General features: G+C 69.3%; 26 protein-coding genes. 13 read left to right on the plus strand and 13 right to left on the minus strand.

Annotated features, from left to right (window positions below; translation table 11 throughout):
- Positions 1 to 132 (minus strand): hypothetical protein, encoded by a 132-nt coding sequence (locus HWV07_RS19975; protein WP_281362308.1) that lies wholly within the window; start codon positions 130 to 132, stop codon positions 1 to 3.
- A 222-nt stretch (positions 133 to 354) separates the two neighbouring features.
- On the opposite strand from HWV07_RS19975, the gene pyrG reads away from it, so the two are divergent.
- From pyrG to HWV07_RS16120, 4 genes are all read left to right on the plus strand, one after another.
- On the plus strand, positions 355 to 2,001 hold the full coding sequence (gene pyrG / locus HWV07_RS16105; RefSeq protein ID WP_178335290.1) for a glutamine hydrolyzing CTP synthase: 1,647 nt from the start codon (positions 355 to 357) through the stop codon (positions 1,999 to 2,001).
- Positions 2,001 to 2,918, plus strand: coding sequence for a glutamine-hydrolyzing GMP synthase (gene guaA, locus HWV07_RS16110; RefSeq protein WP_178335291.1), 918 nt, complete (start codon positions 2,001 to 2,003; stop codon positions 2,916 to 2,918). Before pyrG ends, guaA begins: the two co-directional genes overlap by 1 nt.
- On the plus strand, positions 2,911 to 3,231 hold the full coding sequence (locus tag HWV07_RS16115) for a DUF7126 family protein (RefSeq protein ID WP_178335292.1): 321 nt from the start codon (positions 2,911 to 2,913) through the stop codon (positions 3,229 to 3,231). The genes guaA and HWV07_RS16115 overlap by 8 nt, the downstream gene beginning before the upstream one ends.
- A 90-nt stretch (positions 3,232 to 3,321) precedes the next feature.
- Positions 3,322 to 4,311 (plus strand): DsbA family protein, encoded by a 990-nt coding sequence (locus HWV07_RS16120; protein WP_178335293.1) that lies wholly within the window; start codon positions 3,322 to 3,324, stop codon positions 4,309 to 4,311.
- Positions 4,312 to 4,424: 113 nt separating this feature from the next.
- Here the strand turns inward: HWV07_RS16120 and HWV07_RS16125 are convergent, their stop codons facing one another.
- The gene (locus tag HWV07_RS16125; protein ID WP_178335294.1) at positions 4,425 to 4,766 is read right to left on the minus strand and encodes a hypothetical protein; all 342 of its coding nucleotides are present in this window, start codon (positions 4,764 to 4,766) and stop codon (positions 4,425 to 4,427) included.
- 89 nt (positions 4,767 to 4,855) lie between these two features.
- On the minus strand, positions 4,856 to 5,530 hold the full coding sequence (locus tag HWV07_RS16130) for an MBL fold metallo-hydrolase (protein ID WP_178335295.1): 675 nt from the start codon (positions 5,528 to 5,530) through the stop codon (positions 4,856 to 4,858).
- A gap of 181 nt (positions 5,531 to 5,711) precedes the next feature.
- Between HWV07_RS16130 and HWV07_RS16135 the strand changes: the two genes are divergently transcribed.
- From HWV07_RS16135 to prs, 3 genes are all read left to right on the plus strand, one after another.
- Complete coding sequence (locus HWV07_RS16135; RefSeq protein ID WP_178335296.1) at positions 5,712 to 6,587, plus strand: polyprenyl synthetase family protein; 876 nt, start codon at positions 5,712 to 5,714, stop codon at positions 6,585 to 6,587.
- Between the two features lie 82 nt (positions 6,588 to 6,669).
- Entirely contained in the window at positions 6,670 to 7,563 is an 894-nt protein-coding gene (locus HWV07_RS16140) for a DUF502 domain-containing protein (RefSeq protein ID WP_178335297.1), read from the plus strand.
- A 93-nt stretch (positions 7,564 to 7,656) separates the two neighbouring features.
- On the plus strand, positions 7,657 to 8,490 hold the full coding sequence (gene prs, locus HWV07_RS16145; protein WP_178335298.1) for a ribose-phosphate diphosphokinase: 834 nt from the start codon (positions 7,657 to 7,659) through the stop codon (positions 8,488 to 8,490).
- A gap of 45 nt (positions 8,491 to 8,535) precedes the next feature.
- Here the strand turns inward: prs and HWV07_RS16150 are convergent, their stop codons facing one another.
- The 5 genes from HWV07_RS16150 to HWV07_RS16170 all read right to left on the minus strand — a co-directional run bounded on the left by HWV07_RS16150 (position 8,536) and on the right by HWV07_RS16170 (position 14,503).
- Positions 8,536 to 8,712, minus strand: a complete 177-nt coding sequence (locus HWV07_RS16150) for a hypothetical protein (RefSeq protein ID WP_178335299.1) — start codon at positions 8,710 to 8,712, stop codon at positions 8,536 to 8,538.
- A complete protein-coding gene (locus HWV07_RS16155) occupies positions 8,709 to 10,703 on the minus strand; it encodes a CARDB domain-containing protein (RefSeq protein WP_178335300.1) in 1,995 nt (664 codons plus the stop codon). The genes HWV07_RS16150 and HWV07_RS16155 overlap by 4 nt, the downstream gene beginning before the upstream one ends.
- Positions 10,704 to 13,934 (minus strand): isoleucine--tRNA ligase, encoded by a 3,231-nt coding sequence (ileS, locus tag HWV07_RS16160; protein WP_178335301.1) that lies wholly within the window; start codon positions 13,932 to 13,934, stop codon positions 10,704 to 10,706.
- A gap of 93 nt (positions 13,935 to 14,027) precedes the next feature.
- Positions 14,028 to 14,234 (minus strand): pro-sigmaK processing inhibitor BofA family protein, encoded by a 207-nt coding sequence (locus tag HWV07_RS16165; protein ID WP_178335302.1) that lies wholly within the window; start codon positions 14,232 to 14,234, stop codon positions 14,028 to 14,030.
- 41 nt (positions 14,235 to 14,275) lie between these two features.
- Complete coding sequence (locus HWV07_RS16170; RefSeq protein ID WP_178335303.1) at positions 14,276 to 14,503, minus strand: DUF8151 family protein; 228 nt, start codon at positions 14,501 to 14,503, stop codon at positions 14,276 to 14,278.
- A gap of 332 nt (positions 14,504 to 14,835) precedes the next feature.
- Between HWV07_RS16170 and HWV07_RS16175 the strand changes: the two genes are divergently transcribed.
- A complete protein-coding gene (locus HWV07_RS16175) occupies positions 14,836 to 15,948 on the plus strand; it encodes a GNAT family N-acetyltransferase (protein ID WP_178335304.1) in 1,113 nt (370 codons plus the stop codon).
- A 43-nt stretch (positions 15,949 to 15,991) separates the two neighbouring features.
- A complete protein-coding gene (locus HWV07_RS16180) occupies positions 15,992 to 16,222 on the plus strand; it encodes a DUF7860 family protein (RefSeq protein WP_178335305.1) in 231 nt (76 codons plus the stop codon).
- Between the two features lie 22 nt (positions 16,223 to 16,244).
- On the opposite strand, the gene HWV07_RS16185 is transcribed toward HWV07_RS16180, so the two are convergent.
- Positions 16,245 to 16,427, minus strand: coding sequence for a DUF7331 family protein (locus tag HWV07_RS16185; RefSeq protein WP_178332320.1), 183 nt, complete (start codon positions 16,425 to 16,427; stop codon positions 16,245 to 16,247).
- A gap of 133 nt (positions 16,428 to 16,560) precedes the next feature.
- On the opposite strand from HWV07_RS16185, the gene HWV07_RS16190 reads away from it, so the two are divergent.
- A complete protein-coding gene (locus HWV07_RS16190; protein ID WP_178335306.1) occupies positions 16,561 to 17,202 on the plus strand; it encodes a uracil-DNA glycosylase in 642 nt (213 codons plus the stop codon).
- Positions 17,203 to 17,254: 52 nt separating this feature from the next.
- Here HWV07_RS16190 and HWV07_RS16195 read toward each other — a convergent pair whose 3' ends face one another.
- Positions 17,255 to 18,097: an amidohydrolase family protein gene (locus HWV07_RS16195; protein WP_178335307.1), complete on the minus strand. Its 843-nt coding sequence runs from the start codon at positions 18,095 to 18,097 to the stop codon at positions 17,255 to 17,257.
- A gap of 91 nt (positions 18,098 to 18,188) precedes the next feature.
- Here HWV07_RS16195 and HWV07_RS16200 point away from each other — a divergent pair, with 91 nt between their 5' ends.
- Entirely contained in the window at positions 18,189 to 18,608 is a 420-nt protein-coding gene (locus tag HWV07_RS16200) for an HIT family protein (protein WP_178335308.1), read from the plus strand.
- A 42-nt stretch (positions 18,609 to 18,650) separates the two neighbouring features.
- Here the strand turns inward: HWV07_RS16200 and HWV07_RS16205 are convergent, their stop codons facing one another.
- Positions 18,651 to 18,797 (minus strand): DUF7557 family protein, encoded by a 147-nt coding sequence (locus tag HWV07_RS16205; protein ID WP_178335309.1) that lies wholly within the window; start codon positions 18,795 to 18,797, stop codon positions 18,651 to 18,653.
- A 136-nt stretch (positions 18,798 to 18,933) separates the two neighbouring features.
- On the opposite strand from HWV07_RS16205, the gene HWV07_RS16210 reads away from it, so the two are divergent.
- Positions 18,934 to 19,389 carry a ferritin-like domain-containing protein gene (locus HWV07_RS16210; RefSeq protein WP_178335310.1) on the plus strand — a complete coding sequence of 152 codons (456 nt, stop codon included), beginning with the start codon at positions 18,934 to 18,936 and terminating at the stop codon, positions 19,387 to 19,389.
- On the opposite strand, the gene HWV07_RS16215 is transcribed toward HWV07_RS16210, so the two are convergent.
- Positions 19,386 to 19,874: a hypothetical protein gene (locus HWV07_RS16215; RefSeq protein WP_178335311.1), complete on the minus strand. Its 489-nt coding sequence runs from the start codon at positions 19,872 to 19,874 to the stop codon at positions 19,386 to 19,388. The genes HWV07_RS16210 and HWV07_RS16215 overlap by 4 nt on opposite strands.
- Before the next feature lie 111 nt (positions 19,875 to 19,985).
- Positions 19,986 to 20,243, minus strand: a complete 258-nt coding sequence (locus tag HWV07_RS16220) for a hypothetical protein (RefSeq protein WP_178335312.1) — start codon at positions 20,241 to 20,243, stop codon at positions 19,986 to 19,988.
- A gap of 221 nt (positions 20,244 to 20,464) precedes the next feature.
- Between HWV07_RS16220 and HWV07_RS16225 the strand changes: the two genes are divergently transcribed.
- A complete protein-coding gene (locus HWV07_RS16225) occupies positions 20,465 to 21,172 on the plus strand; it encodes a MinD/ParA family ATP-binding protein (protein ID WP_178335313.1) in 708 nt (235 codons plus the stop codon).
- Positions 21,173 to 21,240 lie beyond the last annotated feature (68 nt).

Here is a 21,240-nt window from a genome sequence, read left to right on the forward strand (position 1 = left end):
TCAGCCCGAGTAGTCGTCGTCCGGCACCAGGTCGTCGGTCGTCCGGGCGTGCGCCGGCTTCTCGAGGTACTCTCGGATCTGTGCTTCGTCCTCGTCGGTGAGTCCGACCGCATCCATAGTCAAGTATATCATGTCAACCAGAGGTAATCACGCGTTCGCCTAATATATTCAAAACGTGTGTGGCCGGGTGGCACGAGCCGGAGTGCGGAGACGCCGGGAACGCCATCCGACGCCCGAGAAGTCCCTTCACTACTTCCCTGATTGGCCCCGGTGACTGTGGCTGGTCTCCCCGGAATCCGCCCGCGCAGGGAGGTGGGTCGAAACCGTTTTGTCTGACGCTCGCGCACCGTCGGTATGCCGACGGAGCTCACTGACTACGACCCCACACTGGGGAACAAATTCATCTTCGTCACCGGCGGCGTGATGTCTGGACTAGGGAAGGGCATCACCGCCGCGAGCACCGGGCGCCTGCTCGCCAACGCCGGGTTCGACGTGACGGCGGTCAAGATCGACCCGTACCTCAACGTCGACGCCGGGACGATGAACCCCTACCAGCACGGGGAGGTCTACGTCCTGAAGGACGGCGGCGAGGTCGACCTGGACCTGGGGAACTACGAGCGGTTCCTCGACGTCGACATGACGTTCGACCACAACGTCACGACGGGGAAGACCTACCGCCACGTCATCGAGAAGGAGCGGGCCGGCGACTACCTGGGCAAGACCGTCCAGATCATCCCGCACGTCACCGACGACATCAAGCGGCGCATCCGCGAGGCCGCCGAGGGCCACGACGTCTGCATCATCGAGGTCGGCGGCACGGTCGGCGACATCGAGGGGATGCCGTACCTCGAGGCGCTCCGGCAGTTCGCCCACGAGGAAGAGGACGGCGACATCCTCTTCACCCACGTCACGCTCGTCCCCTACTCGAAGAACGGCGAACAGAAGACGAAGCCAACCCAGCACTCCGTCAAGGAGCTCCGTTCGATCGGCCTCCAGCCCGACGTCCTCGTCGGCCGCTGTGAGGACAAGCTCGACCCGGAGACCAAGGAGAAGATCGCGCTGTTCTGCGACGTCCCGACGGAGGCCGTCTTCTCGAACCCCGACGTCGAGGACATCTACCACGTCCCGCTGATGGTCGAGGAGGAGGGCCTCGACGAGTACGTCATGCAGGAACTCGGCCTCCAGGAGCGGGCCATCCCGGCGGCCGACCGGGCCAACGAGTGGCGCGAGATCGTCACCCAGGAGGCGACCGACGAGGTCGACGTCGCCCTCGTCGGCAAGTACGGGCTAGAGGACGCCTACATGTCCATCCACGAGTCGCTGAAGCACGCCGGCTTCGAGACCAACACCGAGGTCAACGTGCTGTGGGTCGACGCCGACGAGATGGACGCCGCCCACGCCGAACGGATGGAGCGGGCCGACGGCATCATCGTCCCCGGCGGCTTCGGCGCCCGCGGCACCCAGGGGAAGATCGACGCCGTCCAGTACGCCCGCGAGAACGACGTCCCGTTCCTCGGGCTCTGTCTCGGCTTCCAGATGGCCGTCGTCGAGTTCGCCCGCAACGTCTGCGGCTTCGAGGGCGCCCACTCCGCCGAGATGGAGGCGGACACCCCGCACCCGGTCATCGACATCCTGCCCGAGCAGTACGAGGTCGAGGACATGGGCGGGACGATGCGGCTCGGCGCCCACGAGACCGACATCGAACCCGGGACGCTCGCCCACGAGGTCTACGGCGACGACTCCTGCACCGAGCGGCACCGCCACCGCTACGAGGTCAACCCCGAGTACATCGACGACCTCGAGTCCGCGGGCCTGAAGTTCTCCGGCCGCGCCGGCAACCGCATGGAGATACTGGAGTTACCGGACCACCCGTACTTCTTCGGGACGCAGTTCCACCCCGAGTTCCGCTCCCGGCCGGGGCGCGCGTCGCCGCCGTTCGTCGAGCTGATCGAGACCATCCTCGAGTCGACCGGCGAGGATCCCGAGGAGGTGGCCGCCTGATGGTCGACGCCGAGGCGTTCATCGACGAGAAGATCGACGAGATCGGCGAGGCGATCGGCGACGCCAACGCCGTCATCGCGCTGTCGGGCGGCGTCGACTCCTCGACGGCCGCCGCCCTGGCCTACGAGGCGGTCGGCGACCAGCTGACGCCCGTCTACGTCGACACCGGCCTGATGCGGAAGGGCGAGACCGACGGGGTACGGGAGACGTTCGACTACATGGAGAGCCTCCGCATCGTCGACGCACGCGACCGGTTCCTCGAGGCGTTAGCCGGCGTCACGGACCCCGAGGAGAAGCGCCACGCCATCGGCGAGCAGTTCATCCGGGAGTTCGAGACCGTCGCCCGCGAGGTCGACGCCGACTACCTCGTCCAGGGGACCATCTACCCGGACCGCATCGAGTCCGAGGGGACGATCAAGTCCCACCACAACGTCGGCGGGCTGCCGGAGGTCGTCGACTTCGACGGCATCGTCGAGCCGATGCGGGACCTCTACAAGGACGAGGTCCGCGAGGTCGCCCGCGCGCTGGACCTCGAGGAGGTCGTCTCCGAGCGGATGCCGTTCCCCGGCCCGGGGCTGGCCATCCGCGTCCTCGGCGAGGTGACCGAGGAGAAGCTCCACGTCGCTCGCGAGGCCAACCACGTCGTCGAGGAGGAACTCGAGGAGTACGAGCCCTGGCAGGCCCTGGCCGCGGTGCTGGGGAAGGCCACCGGCGTGAAGGGCGACAACCGCGTCCACGGCTACGTGGTCTCGGTCCGGTCGGTGGAGTCCCGCGACGGGATGACCGCCCGCGCCCAGGAACTCGACTGGGACACCCTCCAGCGGATCCAGTCGCGCATCACGGGCTCCCTGGAGAACGTCTCGCGCGTCGTCTACGACGTGACACACAAACCGCCGGCGACCATCGAGTATGAGTGAGGTCGTCGTCGCGGGGGCGGACCCCGACGGGCTGGGCGACGCCCTCGAAGCGGGCGGCGCCGAGGTCGCCCGCGCCGAGGGGACGGCCAACCGGCCGGCCCTCGAGGAGGCGGGCATCGTCGACGCGGACGTCCTCGTCCTCACGGACGCGGGGCTCGCCACGTCGGTCACCATCGCGAAGGACCTCAACCCCGACCTCCGGGTCGTCATCTACACCCGCGACTCCGTCCCGGAGTTCGTGAAGGGACAGGCCGGCCACATCCTCGACCCGGAGCTCCTGTCGGTCGAGGCGGTCGCCGAGGAACTGGTCTGATCGGCTGTTACCACTTTCTGTTGTCTCTTAAACGACCCATCAGTACCGGAGGTACATTCAAGTGAACTATCTGTGTGTTTGCCACCGTTGATGGAGACCAACCGACGGCAGTTTATCGTCGCCAGTAGCGTCGCAATCGCCGGCACCGGAGCGCTCTCCGGAGTCGGCGGCGCAGACACCTCGGACGCCCCCACGCCCGAGGACACGTCGCAGCACGAGTACCCGACGATGGGCGAGAACTCGGATGCGCCCGTCGCGACAGTGTACGGCAGCTTCGACTGCCCGTACACCTCCGACATGGTGGACAGCTCCTTCGACGAGATCGTCTCGGAGTTCGTCGACACCGGCCGACTGCAGTTGACCTTCAGCCCCCTGGAGTACGACGAGAACGGCAACCCGTACATCAGCCAGGACGGCGTCATGGGCGGGCAGGCCGCCTGCGGCGTCTGGGAGGAGGACCCCGAGAGCGTCTGGGACTTCTTCGCCGAAATCTGGAGCCGCCAGCCCGGGGACCTGAGCCGGGACGAACTCGAGGAGATCATGAACTCGGCTGGCGTCGACAACGCCGGGTACATCGCCGACAACCTCGAGAACTGGGACCCCGACCTCGAAGAGGCCGCCGACGAGGCCTGGTCGCAGGGCGTCGAGTTCACGCCCACCATCGAGCTGAAGGGCGACCTCGGCAACCGCGAGGACGTCGTCGAGTGGATCGAGGCGCGCCTCGACGACGACGGCGGCCAGCAGACCGAGGACAGCGAGGAGAGCCCGTCCGAGGACACCCAGGAGACCGAGCAGGAATCCGACGCGGACTCCACCGACGGATCGGAGCAGACGGAGACCAGCACGGAGCAGGACGACACCGAGGAGACCGAGGACGGCGGACAGTCCACCTCCGGCGACTCCGGCACCGACGACACCGAATCCGGATCCGACGGCGGTAGCTCAGATACCGACGACAGCCAGTCCGACGACTCCGGCGGCAGCAACCAGTGCGGTTCGAGCAGTTCGGACGGCGGCGACGCGCAGGCGTCCCAGTCGTTCGTGTTCCCGCAGGCCTCAGGGAGCCGGCGGACCCTCTGACGGTCGGCGCCACCGCTCCCGACCCGGAGACCGCTTCGGAACGTTCCACTTCTTCCCCCCTTCTGCGGCCCGCGAGAGCCGTCGGCGATCGCTCGACGGCCGGGCGCTGGCGGTTACCGGAGCCGGGACTTCCAGTCGACGTCGGTCGTCGACGCCGGAACCCCCTCCCGCTGGATCTGCTCCATCATCTCCTTGGCCTGTTCGATGGCGCTGGCGCGGTCGGAGATACCGACGTTGACCGCGTCGGCGTCGGCGAGGTTCTCCCGGCTCCCCTCGCCGACCTCGACCTGCCAGTTCGACGAGTCGCCGGGGGCGTCGGGACGGACGAACACGGAGACGTCGCCGGACTCGTGCTCGAAGACGGCCGGCTGCTTGGCCTGCCGGACGTCAGGTCGGTCGGAGTCGTAGTCTGCCTCGGTCCAGCCACTCGGCGTCGAGATGCGCTCGTCCGTCATGCCTCGATGTTGGCCCCGAAGGGACAAAAACCTGTGTCGGGACGGGTTCACAGGGCCGGACGGAGCGGGGGAACCGCCGGACGGAGTCCCTACAGAGAGTCTACGGCCTCGCGGAGCCGCTCGCTGCCGCGTCTGCCGAACGGGAGGCCGTGGCCCATCGCGGCGACCTCGAAGTCGCCGGCTCGCGTCTCGAGGTCCCGCAGGCTCCGGTGGACCTCGTCGGTGTCGTAGGAGACGACCCAGGGCGACGGTCGCAGCGAGCCGCCCTGCTCCATGACCGCGTCGCCGAGGAACGCGGCCTCGCGGTCCTCGTGGAGGTAGACGGTGTGGCCCGGCGTGTGACCCGGGGTGTGGACGGCGGTGAACCCCCCGATTTCGTCGCCGTCGTCGACCGGGCGGACGCGGTCCTCGGGGAGGTCGCCGACGAACGGGCCGCTGAGGAGCTGGAGCAACGTCTTCGGTCCCTGGAGCGGCGGCCGCTCCCGGCCGGTCGCGTACGCCACGTCGCCGCGGCCGACGTAGATGGGCGCGTCGACGGCGAGCTTCGCGGCCGCGCCGACGTGGTCGAAGTCGTAGTGGGTCACCAGGAGCCGATCGACGTCCTCGCGGGCGAACCCGGCCTGGTCGATCCCCGCCTCGATCCTCGCGGCGTCGAACGGCGTCCCGACGTCGACGAGCGTCAGCCCGTCCCCGTCCTCGACGAGGTAGGCGTTGACCCCCGTGCAGTCGAGCCACCAGACGCCGTCGCGTAGCTCCGTGACCATACCGGGGGCTTGGGCGGCCTCCGTGAAAAACGTGGGACGCGGCCGACGGTCAGCAGCGAGGTCGGAGCTGTCGGCCGGCAGCAACCTCCGGACAGTCGACGAGCCGCGCTCTCGGCCCCGAGAAACCGACCCGACGTTGTGGTTCGTAATGTACTTCCGAGGGGTCTCCCTACCGATTTCCATGGAGTACCTTGAGCGCCGACGGGAGCTGGTGGAGGCCCGCCTGGAGTCGGTGCTCGACGCCACGGAGCCCGAGGCGTTGACCTCCCGCCTCGAGCACGTCTCGCTGTCCGGCGGCAAGCGCGTCCGGCCGATGGTGACGCTGCTGGCCTTCGAGGCCGCCGGCGGCGAACTGGCCGGGGAGGCCGGCCGGGACTCGCCGGGCTCGCGGAACGCCGTCGACTTCGCCGTCGGCGTCGAACTCGTCCACAACGCCTCCCTCGTCGTCGACGACATCATCGACGAGTCGGCGCTGCGTCGCGGCGTCGACAGCGCCTGGGCCGCCTTCGGCCACGGCTCGGCCATCGTCGCCAGCGACGGCCTGCTCGGCGAGGCGTTCGCGCTGTTCTCCGCCGACGAGCGCGCCATGCGGGTCGTCGCGGAGTCGATGGTGGAACTCGGCGAGGGCGAGGCCACCGAGCTCGTCGCCCGGCCGACCACCGAGCGGGAGTACATGGAGTTAGCCCGGCGGAAGACCGGCGCGCTGTTCCGGGCGGCCGCCGAACTCGGCGCCATCGCGGCCGACGCCGACGCCTACACCGTCGAGGCGTTCGGCCAGTACGCCGAGCGGGTCGGCATCGCCTTCCAGATCCGCGACGACGTCCTCGACGCGACGGCCGACCCCGACGCCCTCGGGAAGCCGACCGGCCAGGACGAGGCGATGGAGCGGCCGTCGCTCGTCCAGATCACCGAGATGACGCCGGAGGAGGCCAACGCCCGCGCCCGCGAGGAGTCCGACGCCGCCCTCCAGGCGCTGGACTCCGCCGACGCCGTCGACTCGGACGCGGTCGGCTACCTCGAGGACCTCGCGGAGTTCGTCGTCGTCAGGGAGCGCTAGGGAGTGTCGGCGGCCCGGCCCGCACTGCGTCCGTCCGCCCCCGCAACTGATTTCCTTCGCTCCGTCCAACGGTCTGACACTGATGCCGTCCGAGTCGCCCGACGACCCCGACGAGTCCCGATCCACGGCCCGTCAGACCGGTGAGTCGCTCTACAAGACTCTCCTGGATACGCTGCTGACCGGCATCGCGATCACCATCCCGCTCATCATCACGCTGTACGTCCTCCGGATCGGTCTCGACTTCGTCTACGGCGCGCTCCAGCCGGTGATCGGGGTCCTCGAGTGGGCCGGGATCATCGACATGTTCCGGCGGGTCGAGCTCATCAGTCTCCTCATCGACCTCGGACTGTACTCCTTCGTCATCGGGTTCCTCACGGAGATCATCACCATCGTCCTGCTGCTCGCGGTCGTGCTCGTCCTCGGCACCATCGGACGCAACCGGTACGGGGAGCGGGTCATCAGCTACGTCGACCTCGCCATCGCCTCCATCCCGGGGATCGGGACCGTCTACAAGAGCTTCCGGCGGATGGGCGACGTGATGCTCAACGACAACGCGGAGAACTTCCAGGAGGTGAAGCTCGTCCAGGCCCTCGAGGAGAACGTCTACGTCCTCGGGTTCAAGACGAGCGCGGCGCCGAAGGGGATCGAGACCGCGACGGACCACGACGACATGGTGGCGATGTTCCTGCCGCTGGCGCCGAACCCCGTCACCGGCGGCTTCCTCACGTACGTCCCCGAGGAGGACGTCTACGACATCGACATGACCATCGAGGAGGGCGTCCGGAGCATCCTCACCAGCGGCATCGCCACCGGGGAGGACGCCTCCCAGATGAGCGAGGTCACGATGGGCGACCTCGGCAAGATCGCCGACGTCGAGAACCTCCAGGACGCGCTCGCGCCGGACGAAGGGCGACGCACCGGCCGGGACGGCGCGGACGGCGACGGCGGCGCGGACGGTGACGATCGCGGGCGTTGAGCACGGGGAGAGAGGCCCGGGGCGGTCGACCCGGCCACCCAACGGACACGCCGAAGGGCAACGCGTTTACACCCGGCCCCCGCAGTCCCGCCCATGATAGTCCCGGGTTCCGCGTCACAGGAGGTGGCGGCGGCGCTGGCGGCCGAACTCGACGAACCGCTGGCGCCCGTCGAGTACGAGCGGTTCGCCGACGGCGAACAGCTGGTCCGCGTCCCCGAGACCGACGACCGGGCCGTCGTCGTCGCCTCGACGGTCTCCGACCGCGCGCACGTCGAGTTGCTCCAGTTGCAGGACGCCGCCCGCCAGCAGGCCGACGAGGTGGTCACCGTCGTCCCGTACATGGGGTACGGCCGCCAGGACCAGGCCTTCGAGGCCGGCGAGCCGGTCTCCGCCCGCGCGGTCGCGCGGGCCATCTCCACCGGCACCGACCGCGTGCTGACCGTCAACCCCCACGAGCCGGCCGTCCGCGACTTCTTCGACGTCCCCTGCGAGCCGGTCGACGCGGCCGGCCGCCTCGCCGACCCGCTGCCGGCGCTCTCCGAGCCGCTCTTCCTCTCGCCGGACGCCGGCGCCGTCGGCATCGCGGAGACCGTCCGGGACGCCCACGGCGCCGGCGAGGTCGACTACTTCGAGAAGCACCGCCTCTCCGACACCGAGGTCGAGATCCAGCCCAGCGACGCCGCCACCGCCGACCGCGACGTCGTCCTCGTCGACGACATCGTCGCCACGGGCTCGACGATGAGCACCGCCATCTCGCAGCTCGAGGCGCCCGCGCGCGTGTTCGTCACCTGCGTCCACCCGCTGCTCGCGGCGGACGCGCGGACGAAGCTGGCCAACGCCGGCGTCGACGCCGTCTACGGGACCGACACCGTCGAACGAGCCGTCTCGGCGGTCAGCGCCGCCCCCGCAATCGCCGAGCGGCTGTAGCGGCGCCGCCCCGGTCGTGCGTCCGCTCGCGTCATCCCACTCTTCCTACTCCTCGGCCGCGTCCTCGGCGTCCAGTTTGACGTACGCCTCCGTCGTCGCGTCGGGCAGCGTCCCCTCCGGGTCGAGGTACGTCCGGTCGCTGCCGCAGGCCGGACAGGCCTCGCGCTCCGCGGCGGGTTCGACGCGCTCGCAGGTCGGACAGACGAGGTACCGCTCGCTCATCGTCTGCGCCGGAGGAACAGCGAGGTGGCGACGAGGGCGACGACGGCCGGGACTGCGCCGAGACCGGGGCCGTCGTTCGTCGACGGCGGCGTCCCGTCGTCGGTCCCGCTCGTCGTCCCGTCGTCGGTCCCGCTCGTCGTCCCGTCGTCGGTCCCGCTCGTCGTCCCCGTCCCCGTCGGTCCGGGCGTCGCCGTCTCCTCGGTCACGGTCACCGTCGCGGAACGGCCGCCGGCGGTCACCTCGTGCTCGCCGGGCGAGTCGAACGTCGTGGTCGTCTCGACGGTCGCCGCGCCGTCGGCCATCCGCACCGTCTCGGAGCCGACCGACTCGCCGTCGACCGCGAACTCGACCTCGCCGGCGGCCGGGCGGTCGGCGCTGGACTCGACGGTCGCGCGCAGCGTCACCCGCTCGCCCATCGCGGCCTCGGTCGGCTCGGCTTCGAGACCCGTCACCTCGAGGTCGGCCGGCTCCTCGACGACCGCGGTCGTCGACGCCGACCCGGCAGCCAGGTCGTACTCGCCGGCGTCCTCGAAGGTTCGCTCGAAGGTCACCGTCGTCGACTCGCCCGGGCCGAGCGTCCCGGATCTCGTCTCGACCGTCTCGCCGTCGACGCGGAAGGGGACCTCGAAGTCGCCCTCCTGGTTGCCCTCGTTGCGGACCGTCACGGTCGCCGTCAGCGTCTCGCCGGCGACGATCCGGGGTTCCTGGAGGTTCGCCTCGCGGTAGGGACCCGAGACCGCGAAGGAGTCGAACTCGGCGGCGAGGTCCGGGCCGCCGTAGGCCTCGACGTGCTCCTGGCGGCTCCAGACCGGCGGGACGTCCGTCGTCTCGGTGTACCGCTCGGCCTCGGCTCGCAGGTCGGCGTCGCCGGCGGCCTCGATCGCGTCGAGGAAGCGCTCGTGGGTCAGCTCCTCGCCGGGCTCGTTGAACTCCCGGACGGCGGCGTCGATGGAGGTGTCGTGCTCGGCGCGGAGACGGCGATCGAGGTAACCGAAGACGAGCGCGCCCTTGTCGTAGTTGCCCTGAGTGTTCTCCCACGTCGAGGGGTCGACGAGTTCGACGTCGGAGTGCTCGTCGTCGCGGCCGTCGGCCATCCGGTCGCGGAACTCCTCGTAGTCGATGTGGCCGCGCTCGTAGGCGATCAGTGCCGCGTAGTAGTCGGCCATCCCCTCGATCGTCCAGCGGGTCTCGGTCGTCCGGCCGTAGTCCTGGAGGGTGTGGACGTACTCGTGAATCCAGGTGTTCTTCGGGTTATCCAGGCCCTCGGCGTCACGGACCCACATGTTCGAGTCGCCGCGCTGGACGCCCGTCGCGGCCCACTCGATGTTCGCCGAGGGGACGACGAACACGAGCACCTCCTCGTCCTTCTGGCCGAGCTGGATGCGCTCGGAGGCGGCGGCCAGGTCGTCGAGGACGGCCTCCCGGCCCGGCCGGAGGTCCGAGGCGCCGGCCTCGACGAGGCGGAACCGCTGGCCGGACGCCTCGCGGGTGGTCTCCTCGTAGGGGCCGAGGTAGGCGATGTGTCGGCCGCCGACGCCCTCGCCGTCGACGCTCGAGGAGACGTCCACGTCGGCCCGGACGCCGCTCCAGCTCAGGCTGATGCTCGGCGTCCGGACGACGGCCCACTCGTCGGTGACGGCGTAGAGGTGCTCCTCGCCGTTCCCGCGGTCCATCGTCACGTTGCCCTCCATCGAGTACTGCAGGTACGGCTGGTCGGTCGTGCGGGTCCACTCCCAGGTCCGGTCGCCGGTTCGTGAGAACCCCGACGATTCGTGGACCTCGGTCCCCTCGGGGATGGTTATCTCCAGGCTCGTCGTCCCGCTCGGGACCCTGACGTCGGTCCGGACGTCGACCTCGCCGGGGGCGTCGTTCTGGGCCAGCGTGTGGTCGACCTCGATGGTCGCCGCTGCCGCCGTCCCGGTGAGGGCGACGGTCCCGGCGAACAGCCAGCAGACGAGCAATGCGGCGACGACGACCGGCCGTCCTCTCATCTAGTTGTCGGATACGGGCTCGACCGTTATCTCCATGTCGGTCGTTTCGACGGACCACACTCGCTCGTAGCCGTCGTCGACCGGGCCGAACTCGGCGGCCCGGACCTCCCCGGCGATGAGGTCCTCGTGCTCGGCGACGAGGGCGGCGATCCGGTCGTCGGCGACTTCGAGGTCGACGCGGATCTCCGCCTCGATGTCGAGGTCCAGCTCCTTGCGCATCTCCTGGACGCGGCGGACGACCTCGCGGGCGTACCCCTCGCTCTCGATGTCCTCGGTCAGCGTGGTGTCGACGTAGACGACCCCGCGGTCCTCGCCGCCGACGGTGAAGGCCGTCCCCTCGACGGTCTCCGGCGTCTCGGTGTTGAACTCGACCATCTCGTCGGTCAGCTCGACCTCGCGGCCGAGTTCGTCGGCGACCGCCGCCTCCAGGGCCTCGACGGTCGTCTCGGTGACCGACACGGCGTTGAGCGCGTCCATCACCTCGCCGGCCTCGTCGCCGAACGCGGGGCCGAGCACCGACATGTCCGCGCGGGCGCCGTAGCTGAGTTCCTCCCACTCGGCGCCGGGTTCGACCAGTTCGATCTCGCGGGCGTTGAGTCGGTCGCGGAGCAGGTCGCGGTGGCGGTCGACCGCGGCGGCGGCCGCCTCGTCGTCCGCGGCGACCACGACGCGCGTGACGGGCCACCGGAGCTTGCGTTCGGCCTGTTGGCGGGCGTTCGACCCCGCCTCCTCGACGGCGGCGGCGATCTCGACGTCGGTCTCCAGCTGCGGGTCGCGGTACGCCTCGTCGACCGCGGGCCAGTCGCACATGTGGACGGTGTCGTGGCCGGCGTCGCCGGTGAGCGTCCCGTAGATCTCCTCGGCGACGAACGGGGCGTAGGGCGCCAGCAGCTTCGTCGTCTCCAGGAGGACGTGGTACAGCGTCGCGTAGGCGGCCTCCTTGCTCGCCGAGTCGGCCTCGTCCCACATCCGCTCGCGGACGACCTGGATGTAGAACCGCGAGACGTCCTCGACGACGAACTCCAACAGCGCGTCGAGGGCCCTGTCCTGGCGGTAGTCGTCCCACTGCTCGGTCATCTCGGCGGTGACGGTCTGCAGCCGCGAGAGTACCCACTCGTCGACGGTCTCCAGTTCGGCGTCGTCGATGGAGACCGAGAACGGATCGTAGTCGTCCAGCCGCATGTACGGCAGCGGGAACCGGAAGACGTTCCAGAGGATGTTGAGGTCGCGCTGTCGGTTCTCCATCTCGTCCCAGGAGAACCGCATGTCGTCGCCCTGCGGGTTCTGCGAGAGCAGGAACAGCCGCATCGGGTCGGCGCCGTGGCGGTCGATGGCCTCCTGCGGCGCGACGATGTTGCCGATGGACTTCGACATCTTCCGGCCGTCCTCGGCGAGCGCCCAGCCGTGCATCAGGACGTTCCTGTAGGGGACCTCGCCGAGGGCGGCGCTGCCCATGCCGAGTTGCGACCAGAACCACCCGCGGGTCTGGTCGTGGGCCTCCATGATGAGGTCGGCGGGCCACAGCTCCTCGAAGGCGTCCTCGTTCTCGGGGTAGTCGAGCGTGCCCCACGAGGCGACCGAGGAATCCAGCCAGACGTCGAAGACGTCCGGGACGCGGGTGTACGTGGTGCCGTCCTCGGTGATGGTCAGCTCGTCGACGGTGCCCTTGTGGAGGTCCACCGAGTCGGGGTCGACGTCCTGGTCGACCCGCTCGGCGAGCTCCTCGCGGGTGCCGATCACGATGGCCTCGTCGACGTCGCCGTCCCAGCCTTCGGCGGCTTCGCCGCCTCCGTTCGAGGCAGCGGCCTCGCCATCCGGCACCCAGATGGGGATCGGGATGCCCCAGTAGCGCTGCCGGGAGACGTTCCAGTCCGGCGAGTCCTCGACGAAGTCGCGGAACCGGTTGTCGCGGGCGGACTGGGGGTGCCACTCGCTGTCCTCGATGTTCGCGAGCAGTTCCTCCTTGATGTCGGTGACCGTGATGAACCACTGGTCGGTCACCATCTGGATGATGCCGGTGTCGCAGCGCCAGCAGTGGCCGTAGTCGTGGTGGACGGTGCCGCGGGAGAGCAGCAGGCCCTTGGCCTCGAGGTCGTCCATGATTGCCTCGTCGGCGTCCTTGACGAACTGGCCGGCGTAGGCGCCGCCGGCGTCCTCGTAGACGCCGTCGGGGCCGACCGGACAGAAGATCTCCAGGCCCAGCTCGCGGCCGCGCTCGAAGTCGACCTCACCGTGGCCGGGCGCGGAGTGGACCAGGCCCGTGCGGTCCGCCTCGACGTAGTCGGCGGTGTACACCTGCAGCGCTCCCTCGAAGTCCGGCGCCTCGGGGACCTCCTCGCGCAGCGGGTGGTCGTACGTCCAGCCGACCATCTCCTCGCCGGTGACCTCCTCGATGACCTCGTAGTCCTCGTCGTAGCCGCCCTCGGCGAGGGCGTCCTCGACGCAGGACTCCTCGAGGTAGAGCACCTCGCGCTCGCCGCCCCTCCGGGCCTCGACGGCCTGGTAGGTCATCTCGGGGTCGACGGCGACGAAGGTGTTCGCCGGGACGGTCCAGGGGGTGGTCGTCCAGACGACGAGGTGGCCGTCCCTGTCCTGCAGAGGGAACTTCACGTAGATGGAGGGGTCCTCGACGTGCTCGTACTCGACCTCGTTGTTCGCGATGGCGGTCTCGCAGCGCGGACACTGGCTGATCGAGCGCTGGCCCTGCTCGACGAGGTCGCGGTCGTGGGCCCGCTGGAACCCCCACCACGCGGCCTCCATGTACTCCGGCTCGACGGTCTTGTAGGGGTCCTCCCAGTCCATCCAGACGCCGAAGGACTTGAAGTCCTCCTGGAGGCCCTGCAGTTGCTCCTCGGCGAAGGCCTTGCACTCGTCGATGAAGTTCTGCTCGCCGAACTCCTCGATGTCCTTCTTGTTGTCGAAGCCGAGCTGCTCTTCGACCTTCGTCTCGATCGGCAGCCCGTGCATGTCGTAGCCCGGGCGGTCCGTGACGTCGTAGCCCCGCATCCGGAGGTGGCGGATGTAGGCGTCCTTCAGCGTCTTGTTCCAGGTCGTCCCCATGTGGGCCGCCCCGGAGGTGTACGGCGGGCCGTCGACGAAGAAGAAGTCCTCGCCGTCCTCGCGGTGCTCCTTGGCTTTCTCGTAGGCGTCGACCTCGTCCCAGTAGTCGAACACCCGCGATTCGACGTCCTGGGGCTCGTACTGGTCGTCCACCTCGGCGAACCGGCTCATATCCCCTACAATTGCCCCCGCTGTTAAAGGACAATCGGTACCGTGCGGGCGGTTCTACGACGGCTGCCCGCAGGGCCGTCACGACGGGATCCGTCACAGCGGCGGCGGGACGAGGAAGGCCGCGAAGGCGACCCCGTACGCCGCCAGGATGATCACGACGATGGCGCCGAAGATGCCGAAGATAGCACAGATAAGCAGCGTCGCCACCGAGATCTGGACGCCGAGGCCGACGGCGTTCGCGATGACGAGGACGATCAGGCCGAAGACCGTGTTGGCGAGGATGGATCGGAGACGTACCATATGTCCCCCGAGAGGCCCGACGACCTTCGTTAGGAGAGTCGTTACGCCAGCTGGTCGCGGAGCCGCGGCAGGAGCTTGTCGGTGCCGACGGAGTAGGCGGCGTAGAGGGCGACCGTCCCCATGACGGCCAGCCAGACGCCGAACTTGGTGTTGCCGGCCGTGAGGTAGGAGACGCTGGTGAGTTCCGCGAAGACGCCGGCGGCGGCGAGCGCGCCGGTCCCGGCGAGGTACGCCAGGAGTTCGATCGAAGCGAGGAGCAGTTCGCGCATGGCCGTAGCTCGGAGGGGGGTCGAGATAGGCCTTTCGACGTCGGTAGGTCGACCGTGTCCCACGGTATCAATGCGTGAATGCGGATTTCGCCGAAACTCTGCCGGACCGCTGCTTCGCTGAACCGTCCAGAGAATCAATCGCCAGGGGACATCTGATGGCCCAGCTTCGGGGGTTGCGGGCAGTACCCTCCCGGCTCGTCTCGAGAGCAGTCCGGGATCGACGGCCATAAATTTCAACGACGACCCCCTGGCCAGAAGCCTCCCAGTAGGTTACCAGGTGCTCTAGTTAGCGTCCATGTTACAACGAATGGTCTCGATGTTAGTCGGGCTGTATGGCGCTGGAGTCACCCGGTCCGACGCAGGACGACTACCACGTCCGCACGTACGAGCCGTCCGACCGGGAGGGGTACCTGGACCTCTACGAGGCGGTCTTCGGGCGGCGGCGGAGCGACTACTGGGTCCACTGGCGCTACGGCGGCCCCTACACCGACCGGGTCCGGATGGTCGTCGCCGAGCGGGACGGCGAGGTCGTCGGCGCCGAGCCGTTCATCTCGCTGCCGGTGCGCGCCGGCGACGCCGAGGTCCTCGGGCTCCAGCCGGCCGACGTGATGGTCCACCCGGACCACCGCCGGAACGGCCTGATGACGCGGATGACCCAGTTCGCCGTCGAGCAGTACGCCGACCTGGAGGGGCTCTTCTTCAACTTCCCCAACGAGGTCGCCCGCGCAGTCCACCTCCGGCTGGGGTGGCGGGAGATCGGGCGGACGGCGACCGCCTACCGCATCACGTCGCCGTCCGCGTTCGTCGACGAACTCGACCTCCCGCCGAGCACGGACCGCGTCACCCGCGTCTGCTACGACGCCTACGACTCCCTCGTCGGTGGCGCGACGAGCACGCTCCGTCGGTCCTCCCCGGAGGTCCGTCGGTTCGAGGAGGTCCCGGCGTCGGTACTCGAGACCCTGTACGACCGCCGGCGACCGGACCTGGTGCACGTCCCCCGGACCGCGGTGTTCTACCGCTGGCGGCTCGCCAACCCGGAGTGGGACGTCACGACCTACGTCGCGGAGTCGGAGGGCCACCCGGTGGCCGCGCTGATCACCTGCACGGAGTCGAAGGACGGCCTCACGTACACGAAGCTGCTCGACTCGGTACCGATGGTCGACGCCGACCCGTTCGCCCTCGAGCGGCTGGTGTTCACGGCCCTCTCGGAGCACCGGTCGGCCGACGTGATCGCCGTCGCCGAGGACACGCTTCCGCGGTCGGTACGCGCCACGACGGGGTTCCTCCGGAACGACGGGCTCCCGCTGTCGCTGGTCACGTCGTCGAACTCCGTCCTCGCCCGCCCCTTCTCGCTGGGCCGGGGCAGTTGGTCGGTCGGCGAGCGCCGGTTCGAGGAGCGGCGGAACTGGGAGCTCTCGCTGCTCGACCAGGACACGAGCGTCTGAAGTGACCGAAAGGTTTTCGACCGGCGACGACCCGCCTTCGACCGTGAGCTATCAGAGTCGCGGGAGCCTCGACTACGCCGCCGTCGCGAAGAAGGGGTTCCTCCTCGGCGTCGCCCTGTTCGCCGTCGGCGCACTGGGCGAGGTGGTCGGCCACGCCTACTTCGCGGTCCCGGCGCTGGCCGAACAGCTGTTCTTCGGGATGGAAGTGACGGGCGTCGCGCTGGGCCTCCTCGTCCCCATCATCTTCGGGGCGGTCCTGCCGCTGACCGAGTGAGTACCGGGAGGAGAAGTGGCCGTCAGACCCCGACGTCGACGTGGTAGTCCGACTGGACCCAGGTGTCGGGTTCCTCGCGGTCGTAGATGACGACGTCCCCGCCGTCGAGCGAAAGGTGTCCGTACCGGTCGGAATCGAGGGCGCTCTCGGGAGGTTCTGGGGTCGCTTCGGACGGTTCGTCCAGGTGGGAGGGTGTGTCGGTCATTCGCATCCGGAAGGACGCGGCTGTCGCATTTAAGGGTTTGGCTAAATGCGCACAAACATGTATATGGTATTTAGTGGCATTAATACCACATCGACCGAAGCCCTGACCCGCCGTCGGCGCCGAGAAGCCGGTGATGGCGACGTTCCCCGACCCCGACGACCGCAACGTCCTCGCGGAGGACTGCCGGCGCTGTCCGGCGCTGGCCGCCGACCGGACCTGCATCTCGTGGGGCGTCGGCTCCCTCGAGGCGACCCTGGTGGTCGTCGGCGAGGCCCCGGGCGCCGGCACCCCCGAGGCGGACCGCTGGAAGGGGGGCAACCACACAGGAATGGCCTACACCGCCCGCCACAGCGGTCGGCGGGTCCGGGACCTCTTCGAGGGGCTCGGCTACGGCCAGGACGACCTCTACTTCACCAACGCCGTGAAGTGCTTCCCGTCGGACGGGGAGGGATCGAACCGCGAACCGACGCCCGCCGAACGGGCCAACTGCCGTCCCTACCTCCTCGAGGAACTCGAGGAGGTCGACCCCGCCTGCGTCGTCCCGACCGGCCGACACGCCACCGAGTCGCTGCTGGCCGCCACCGACCGCGAGCTGGACGGCTTCGTCGACAGCGTCCTCGACCCCATCGAGACAGACGCCCTGCCGCCGCTGCTCCCCGTCCTCCACCCCTCCTACCAGGACGTCTGGATCAAGCGGCTCGGCTACGAACCCGAGGGGTACGAGCGGGCCATCGGCGAGACCCTGGCCGACCTCGGCGCCGGTCCGGCCGAGTAGCGCGAAGTGAGTCCCGAGCGACGGCGGTACGCTCCGGTGACGCTAGTCGGCCCTACCGCTCGCCGAGGAACCGCTCGGCTGCCCGCGAGAATAGCTCCTCGCGGGCCGACTCGGAGAGCTCCCGTGCCAGCAGCCCCTCGTACTCCGCCCGGTAGGGGTGGGGGATGTTCGGGTAGTCCGAGCCGTACATGATCCGTCCCGAGAACTCCTCGAACACCGAGTCGTCCACCTCGCCCGGGTCGAAGTCCATGTAGTCGCCGACCGCGGTGCTCATCGCGAAGCAGGTGTCGAGGAAGGCGTTGTCGTGCTCGCGGAGGGTGTCGACGAACGCCTCGACCTCGAAGGCGCCCATGTGGGCGCTGGCGGCTCGCACCTCGGGGTAGGATTCGAGGAACGACCGGAACGCGTCGACGCCGACGTGCGGGGAGTCCCGGAACATCGGCGCGGTGCCGGCGTGGAAGAGGATCGGCCGGTCGTACTCCGCGGCGAGTTCGAAGGCGGGATCGAGCCGCGGGTCGTCCGGGCCGACCTCCTGGACCGGACACTGGAACTTCAGGCCGCGGGCGCCGGCCTCGAACGCTTCGCGGACGACCGGTCCGACCTCGTCGTCGCCGTGGACCGTCGCGAACGGCACGCACATCTCGGAGTCGTCGGCGCGGTCGAGCACCCACTCGTTGAGATCGCGGGCGATGCCGGGCTTGTGGGCGTACGGGAGCGCGCAGTACCGCTCGACGCCGTGCTCGCGGAGCGTCGCCTCCATCGGCTCCCGGTCGGTCGGGTGCGGGAACTCCCAGCCTGCCTCGTCGTTGAGCGCGCCACGGATGGCGCGCATCAGGCGGTCTGGCATCAGGTGGACGTGGACGTCGGTCGCGCCGGGGAGGCCTTCGTCGACCATCGTCCCCACTTGGGGGCCGAGGGGCTTCAGCGCTCGGGACGGTCCCGCCGGCGGGCCAAGATTGATACGGCTGCTCGGGGACCAAACGGACATGAGCGACGACTGCATCTTCTGCCGCATCGTCGACGGGGAGATCCCGTCGCGAACCGTCTACGAGGACGACGAGGTGCTCGCGTTCCTCGACGCCAACCCGCTGTCGCCGGGGCACACGCTCGTCGTCCCGAAGGCCCACCACCAGTTCCTGAGCGACCTCCCCGCTGACCTCTCGGCGTCGGTCTTCGCGGCCGTCCGCGAGCTGACGCCGCGGGTCCAGCGCGCGGTGGACGCCGAGGCCCACACCATCGCCGTCAACGACGGTCCCGCGGCCGGCCAGGAGGTCCCCCACCTGCACGTCCACGTCGTCCCGCGGTTCGAGGGCGACGGCGGCGGCCCCATCCACGCCATCACTGGCGACCGGCCGGACCTCGACGACGACGAGCTGGACGACATCGCCGACGACATCCGCGGGTAGGCCCTTCGAGGCCCGACTTGGGCCGAGACCGGTGACTCGGCGCTACTCGGAGTAGCCTTCCCGCATGAAGGCGCCCTCGGTCTCGTAGATGCTGACGAGCTCCTCGATGAGCTCCTCGATCGACTCGTCCTCCTCGGTGTGACTCTCCAGGCGGTCCCTGAGCTCGTCGCTGATCTGTAGCTCGGCCATGCGTTGACGATATTGACCACCGACGGGCAAGTACCTGCCGACGGGACGGTCTCGAACCCGCCGTGACCGTCGGCTACCACCGGCGACCCTGACCGCGCACCCCAGCTATAACCCGCTGGGCGCCGTCGGTCCTAGCATGTCGTCAGACCGCGTCATCGAGCTCCTGAAGAAGGCGTACAGCGACGAGATCGAGACCGTGATGAACTACCAGACGAACGCCATCGTCCTGGACGGCGTCCGCGCCGAGGAGATCAAGGAGAGCCTCCAGGTGGACATCCAGGAGGAGCTGGGCCACTCCGAGGAGCTGGGCCAGCGGCTCAAGCAGCTCGACGCCCGCCCGCCGGGGTCGGCCGAGTTCAAGGCACGCCAGGACACCCTCCAGCCGCCAGAGGACTCCACGAACGTCCTGTCGGTCATCGAGGGCGTCCTCGACGCCGAGGAGGACGCCATCGCGACCTACCGCGACCTCATCGACGCCGCCGAGGAGGCCGACGACCCGGTCACCGAGGACATCGCCGTCACCATCCTCGCCGACGAGGAGGCCCACCGCACCGAGTTCCGCGGCTTCAAGAAGGAGTACCAGAAGGACTAATCCCGACGGGGCTGGCCGGCCGTCGGGTCGGCGTCACGCCCCCGATCCCGTTCCGTTATCGCGCCGATGACCGAGGCCAGCAGCGACGCCACCGCCGCGGCCACGAGCGCGTAGAAGCCGACCTCCACGCTCGCGTCCACCCGGCCGAGCCCCATGAAGAACGTCTGGGCACCCTCCATCTGGAGCCCGAACCAGAACAGCGCGGCTGCGGCGCCCTGCACGAAGGCGCCGGCGCCGGCGAGGTGGTGGAACGCGAGGGCGGCGACCAGCGCTACCGTGGACCCGAAGACGACCACGCCGGCGAGCGCGTAGATCATCGTCGGGTCGTTGCCGGTCTCCTCGAGCAGCGACGCCAGTTCGAGGAGGGTGTAGGAGCCCTCCTGCATCTCGACGTCGCCGATGCTCGTCGAGACGTACGCGTACGGGAGCAGCAGCGATCCGAGTCCGCCCAGCCCGCCGACGGCAGCCGCGATTCGCCAGAGCATCGTGACGACAGAGACGTCACCCGCGGGGTTAGTTACGAACCTGCTACGTACCGGGACCGTACGCAAGAGGTCCCTAGACAGTGAAAAGAACTGGAACTGACTCGCCGCTCGCTACGCGCCGTGTTCCACGTGCGGCAGGTGGTGGATCGCGCCGACGTCGTGGCCGCGGCGGACGAGCTCCGACCGGACGGCGTCCCAGTCGGTCACGTCGGCGAAGCCGTGCAGTCGGCGGTCGGTGGCGACCGGCTCGTCGACGTGGTCGCGGTCCTCGCGGCGGACGAGGTAGACGAGCGTCCCGCCGTCGACGGGGTCGTATTCGAATCGTGGTACATCCTGGTGTCTTCCGGGGTGGATGTCTGAGGCGATCATGCGGTTCAGGTACGGGCTGTTCTCTCCGGTCCGTACCCGCGCGCACGTCGGGGATGCACGGGTAAAAGAACGTCGCCCGGAGAAGCGGTATACCGGATGCATTCGGGTATATTCGGCATTCTAATCTCCGATATAATGCCTCCAGAGATCGGGTCAGGACGCGAATACGCAAACCAGTCGGTTGCGACAAATTTTTAATCCGAAGACGAACGAAACGTAGTATGGCTACGGAGACGTGTGCGTTCGTCGGTGCCGCGGGTGGCGCCGGCACGACGCGCGTGACGCTGGAGTGTGCAGCCCTACTGGCCCGGGAGGGGAGCGACGTCGCCGTGCTCGACGCCGCCTACGGGACGCAGGGGCTCGCCGATCGGATCCCTGGTCGCGTCGACCCCGACGTGACCGCCCTCTGTCTCGACGACCGACCGCTCGAGGAGGGGTTCGTCGACCCGGACGTGTCGGGCGCGGGACGGCTCGCCGTCTGTCCCGCCAGGGCGCCGTTTGAGCGCCTCGCCCGGGCGAAGGCACCCGAGGCGGCGGCCGCGTTCGGCGACCGGATCGACGAGGCCGCCAGGGCCTTCGATCACGTCCTCGTCGATACGCCGCCCGTGGCGGCCAACCAGGCGGTCGCCGCAGTGACCGGCGTCGAGCAGGTCGCGGTGGTCTGCGACGCCAACCGCGCCGCCGCCGCGGTCCCCCGCGCCGAGGACCGACTGGCCGACGTCGGCATACCGGATCCGGTGACGGTCGTCACGAGGGCCGAGGACCACCCCGACGCCGACGTCGCGGTCCCGACCTTCGAGGGCGAGTGGCCGGCCGTCTCCGGGGACGAATCGGTCCACGACGCGTTCGCAGCCGTTCTCGGTATCGCCGTCGACGTGGCGGTGGAACCGGAGACCGGCGAGGGGCTCCGCTCGAAGTTCCCCGTATAGAGCCAGTCGTCCGCGTCGCCGACGGCGTCGGACAGGGGGTCCGAATCTCGACCGGTCGACAGCGCGTC

Source organism: Natronomonas salina (genome assembly GCF_013391105.1).
Lineage (GTDB): Archaea > Halobacteriota > Halobacteria > Halobacteriales > Haloarculaceae > Natronomonas > Natronomonas salina.

Coding starts and splice junctions, on each gene's coding strand:
- pyrG (WP_178335290.1), top strand. CDS start 355: ATGCCGACGGAGCTCACTGACTACGACCCCACACTGGGGAACAAATTC.
- HWV07_RS16170 (WP_178335303.1), bottom strand. CDS start 14,503: ATGCGCGAACTGCTCCTCGCTTCGATCGAACTCCTGGCGTACCTCGCC.
- HWV07_RS16165 (WP_178335302.1), bottom strand. CDS start 14,234: ATGGTACGTCTCCGATCCATCCTCGCCAACACGGTCTTCGGCCTGATC.
- HWV07_RS16175 (WP_178335304.1), top strand. CDS start 14,836: ATGGCGCTGGAGTCACCCGGTCCGACGCAGGACGACTACCACGTCCGC.
- HWV07_RS16210 (WP_178335310.1), top strand. CDS start 18,934: ATGTCGTCAGACCGCGTCATCGAGCTCCTGAAGAAGGCGTACAGCGAC.
- HWV07_RS16140 (WP_178335297.1), top strand. CDS start 6,670: ATGCCGTCCGAGTCGCCCGACGACCCCGACGAGTCCCGATCCACGGCC.
- prs (WP_178335298.1), top strand. CDS start 7,657: ATGATAGTCCCGGGTTCCGCGTCACAGGAGGTGGCGGCGGCGCTGGCG.
- HWV07_RS16215 (WP_178335311.1), bottom strand. CDS start 19,874: ATGCTCTGGCGAATCGCGGCTGCCGTCGGCGGGCTGGGCGGACTCGGA.
- HWV07_RS16120 (WP_178335293.1), top strand. CDS start 3,322: ATGGAGACCAACCGACGGCAGTTTATCGTCGCCAGTAGCGTCGCAATC.
- HWV07_RS16130 (WP_178335295.1), bottom strand. CDS start 5,530: ATGGTCACGGAGCTACGCGACGGCGTCTGGTGGCTCGACTGCACGGGG.
- HWV07_RS16135 (WP_178335296.1), top strand. CDS start 5,712: ATGGAGTACCTTGAGCGCCGACGGGAGCTGGTGGAGGCCCGCCTGGAG.
- HWV07_RS16185 (WP_178332320.1), bottom strand. CDS start 16,427: ATGACCGACACACCCTCCCACCTGGACGAACCGTCCGAAGCGACCCCA.
- HWV07_RS16205 (WP_178335309.1), bottom strand. CDS start 18,797: ATGGCCGAGCTACAGATCAGCGACGAGCTCAGGGACCGCCTGGAGAGT.
- HWV07_RS16125 (WP_178335294.1), bottom strand. CDS start 4,766: ATGACGGACGAGCGCATCTCGACGCCGAGTGGCTGGACCGAGGCAGAC.
- HWV07_RS16115 (WP_178335292.1), top strand. CDS start 2,911: ATGAGTGAGGTCGTCGTCGCGGGGGCGGACCCCGACGGGCTGGGCGAC.
- HWV07_RS16155 (WP_178335300.1), bottom strand. CDS start 10,703: ATGAGAGGACGGCCGGTCGTCGTCGCCGCATTGCTCGTCTGCTGGCTG.
- HWV07_RS16220 (WP_178335312.1), bottom strand. CDS start 20,243: ATGATCGCCTCAGACATCCACCCCGGAAGACACCAGGATGTACCACGA.
- guaA (WP_178335291.1), top strand. CDS start 2,001: ATGGTCGACGCCGAGGCGTTCATCGACGAGAAGATCGACGAGATCGGC.
- HWV07_RS16200 (WP_178335308.1), top strand. CDS start 18,189: ATGAGCGACGACTGCATCTTCTGCCGCATCGTCGACGGGGAGATCCCG.
- HWV07_RS16195 (WP_178335307.1), bottom strand. CDS start 18,097: ATGGTCGACGAAGGCCTCCCCGGCGCGACCGACGTCCACGTCCACCTG.
- HWV07_RS16225 (WP_178335313.1), top strand. CDS start 20,465: ATGGCTACGGAGACGTGTGCGTTCGTCGGTGCCGCGGGTGGCGCCGGC.
- HWV07_RS19975 (WP_281362308.1), bottom strand. CDS start 132: ATGATATACTTGACTATGGATGCGGTCGGACTCACCGACGAGGACGAA.
- HWV07_RS16150 (WP_178335299.1), bottom strand. CDS start 8,712: ATGAGCGAGCGGTACCTCGTCTGTCCGACCTGCGAGCGCGTCGAACCC.
- ileS (WP_178335301.1), bottom strand. CDS start 13,934: ATGAGCCGGTTCGCCGAGGTGGACGACCAGTACGAGCCCCAGGACGTC.
- HWV07_RS16190 (WP_178335306.1), top strand. CDS start 16,561: ATGGCGACGTTCCCCGACCCCGACGACCGCAACGTCCTCGCGGAGGAC.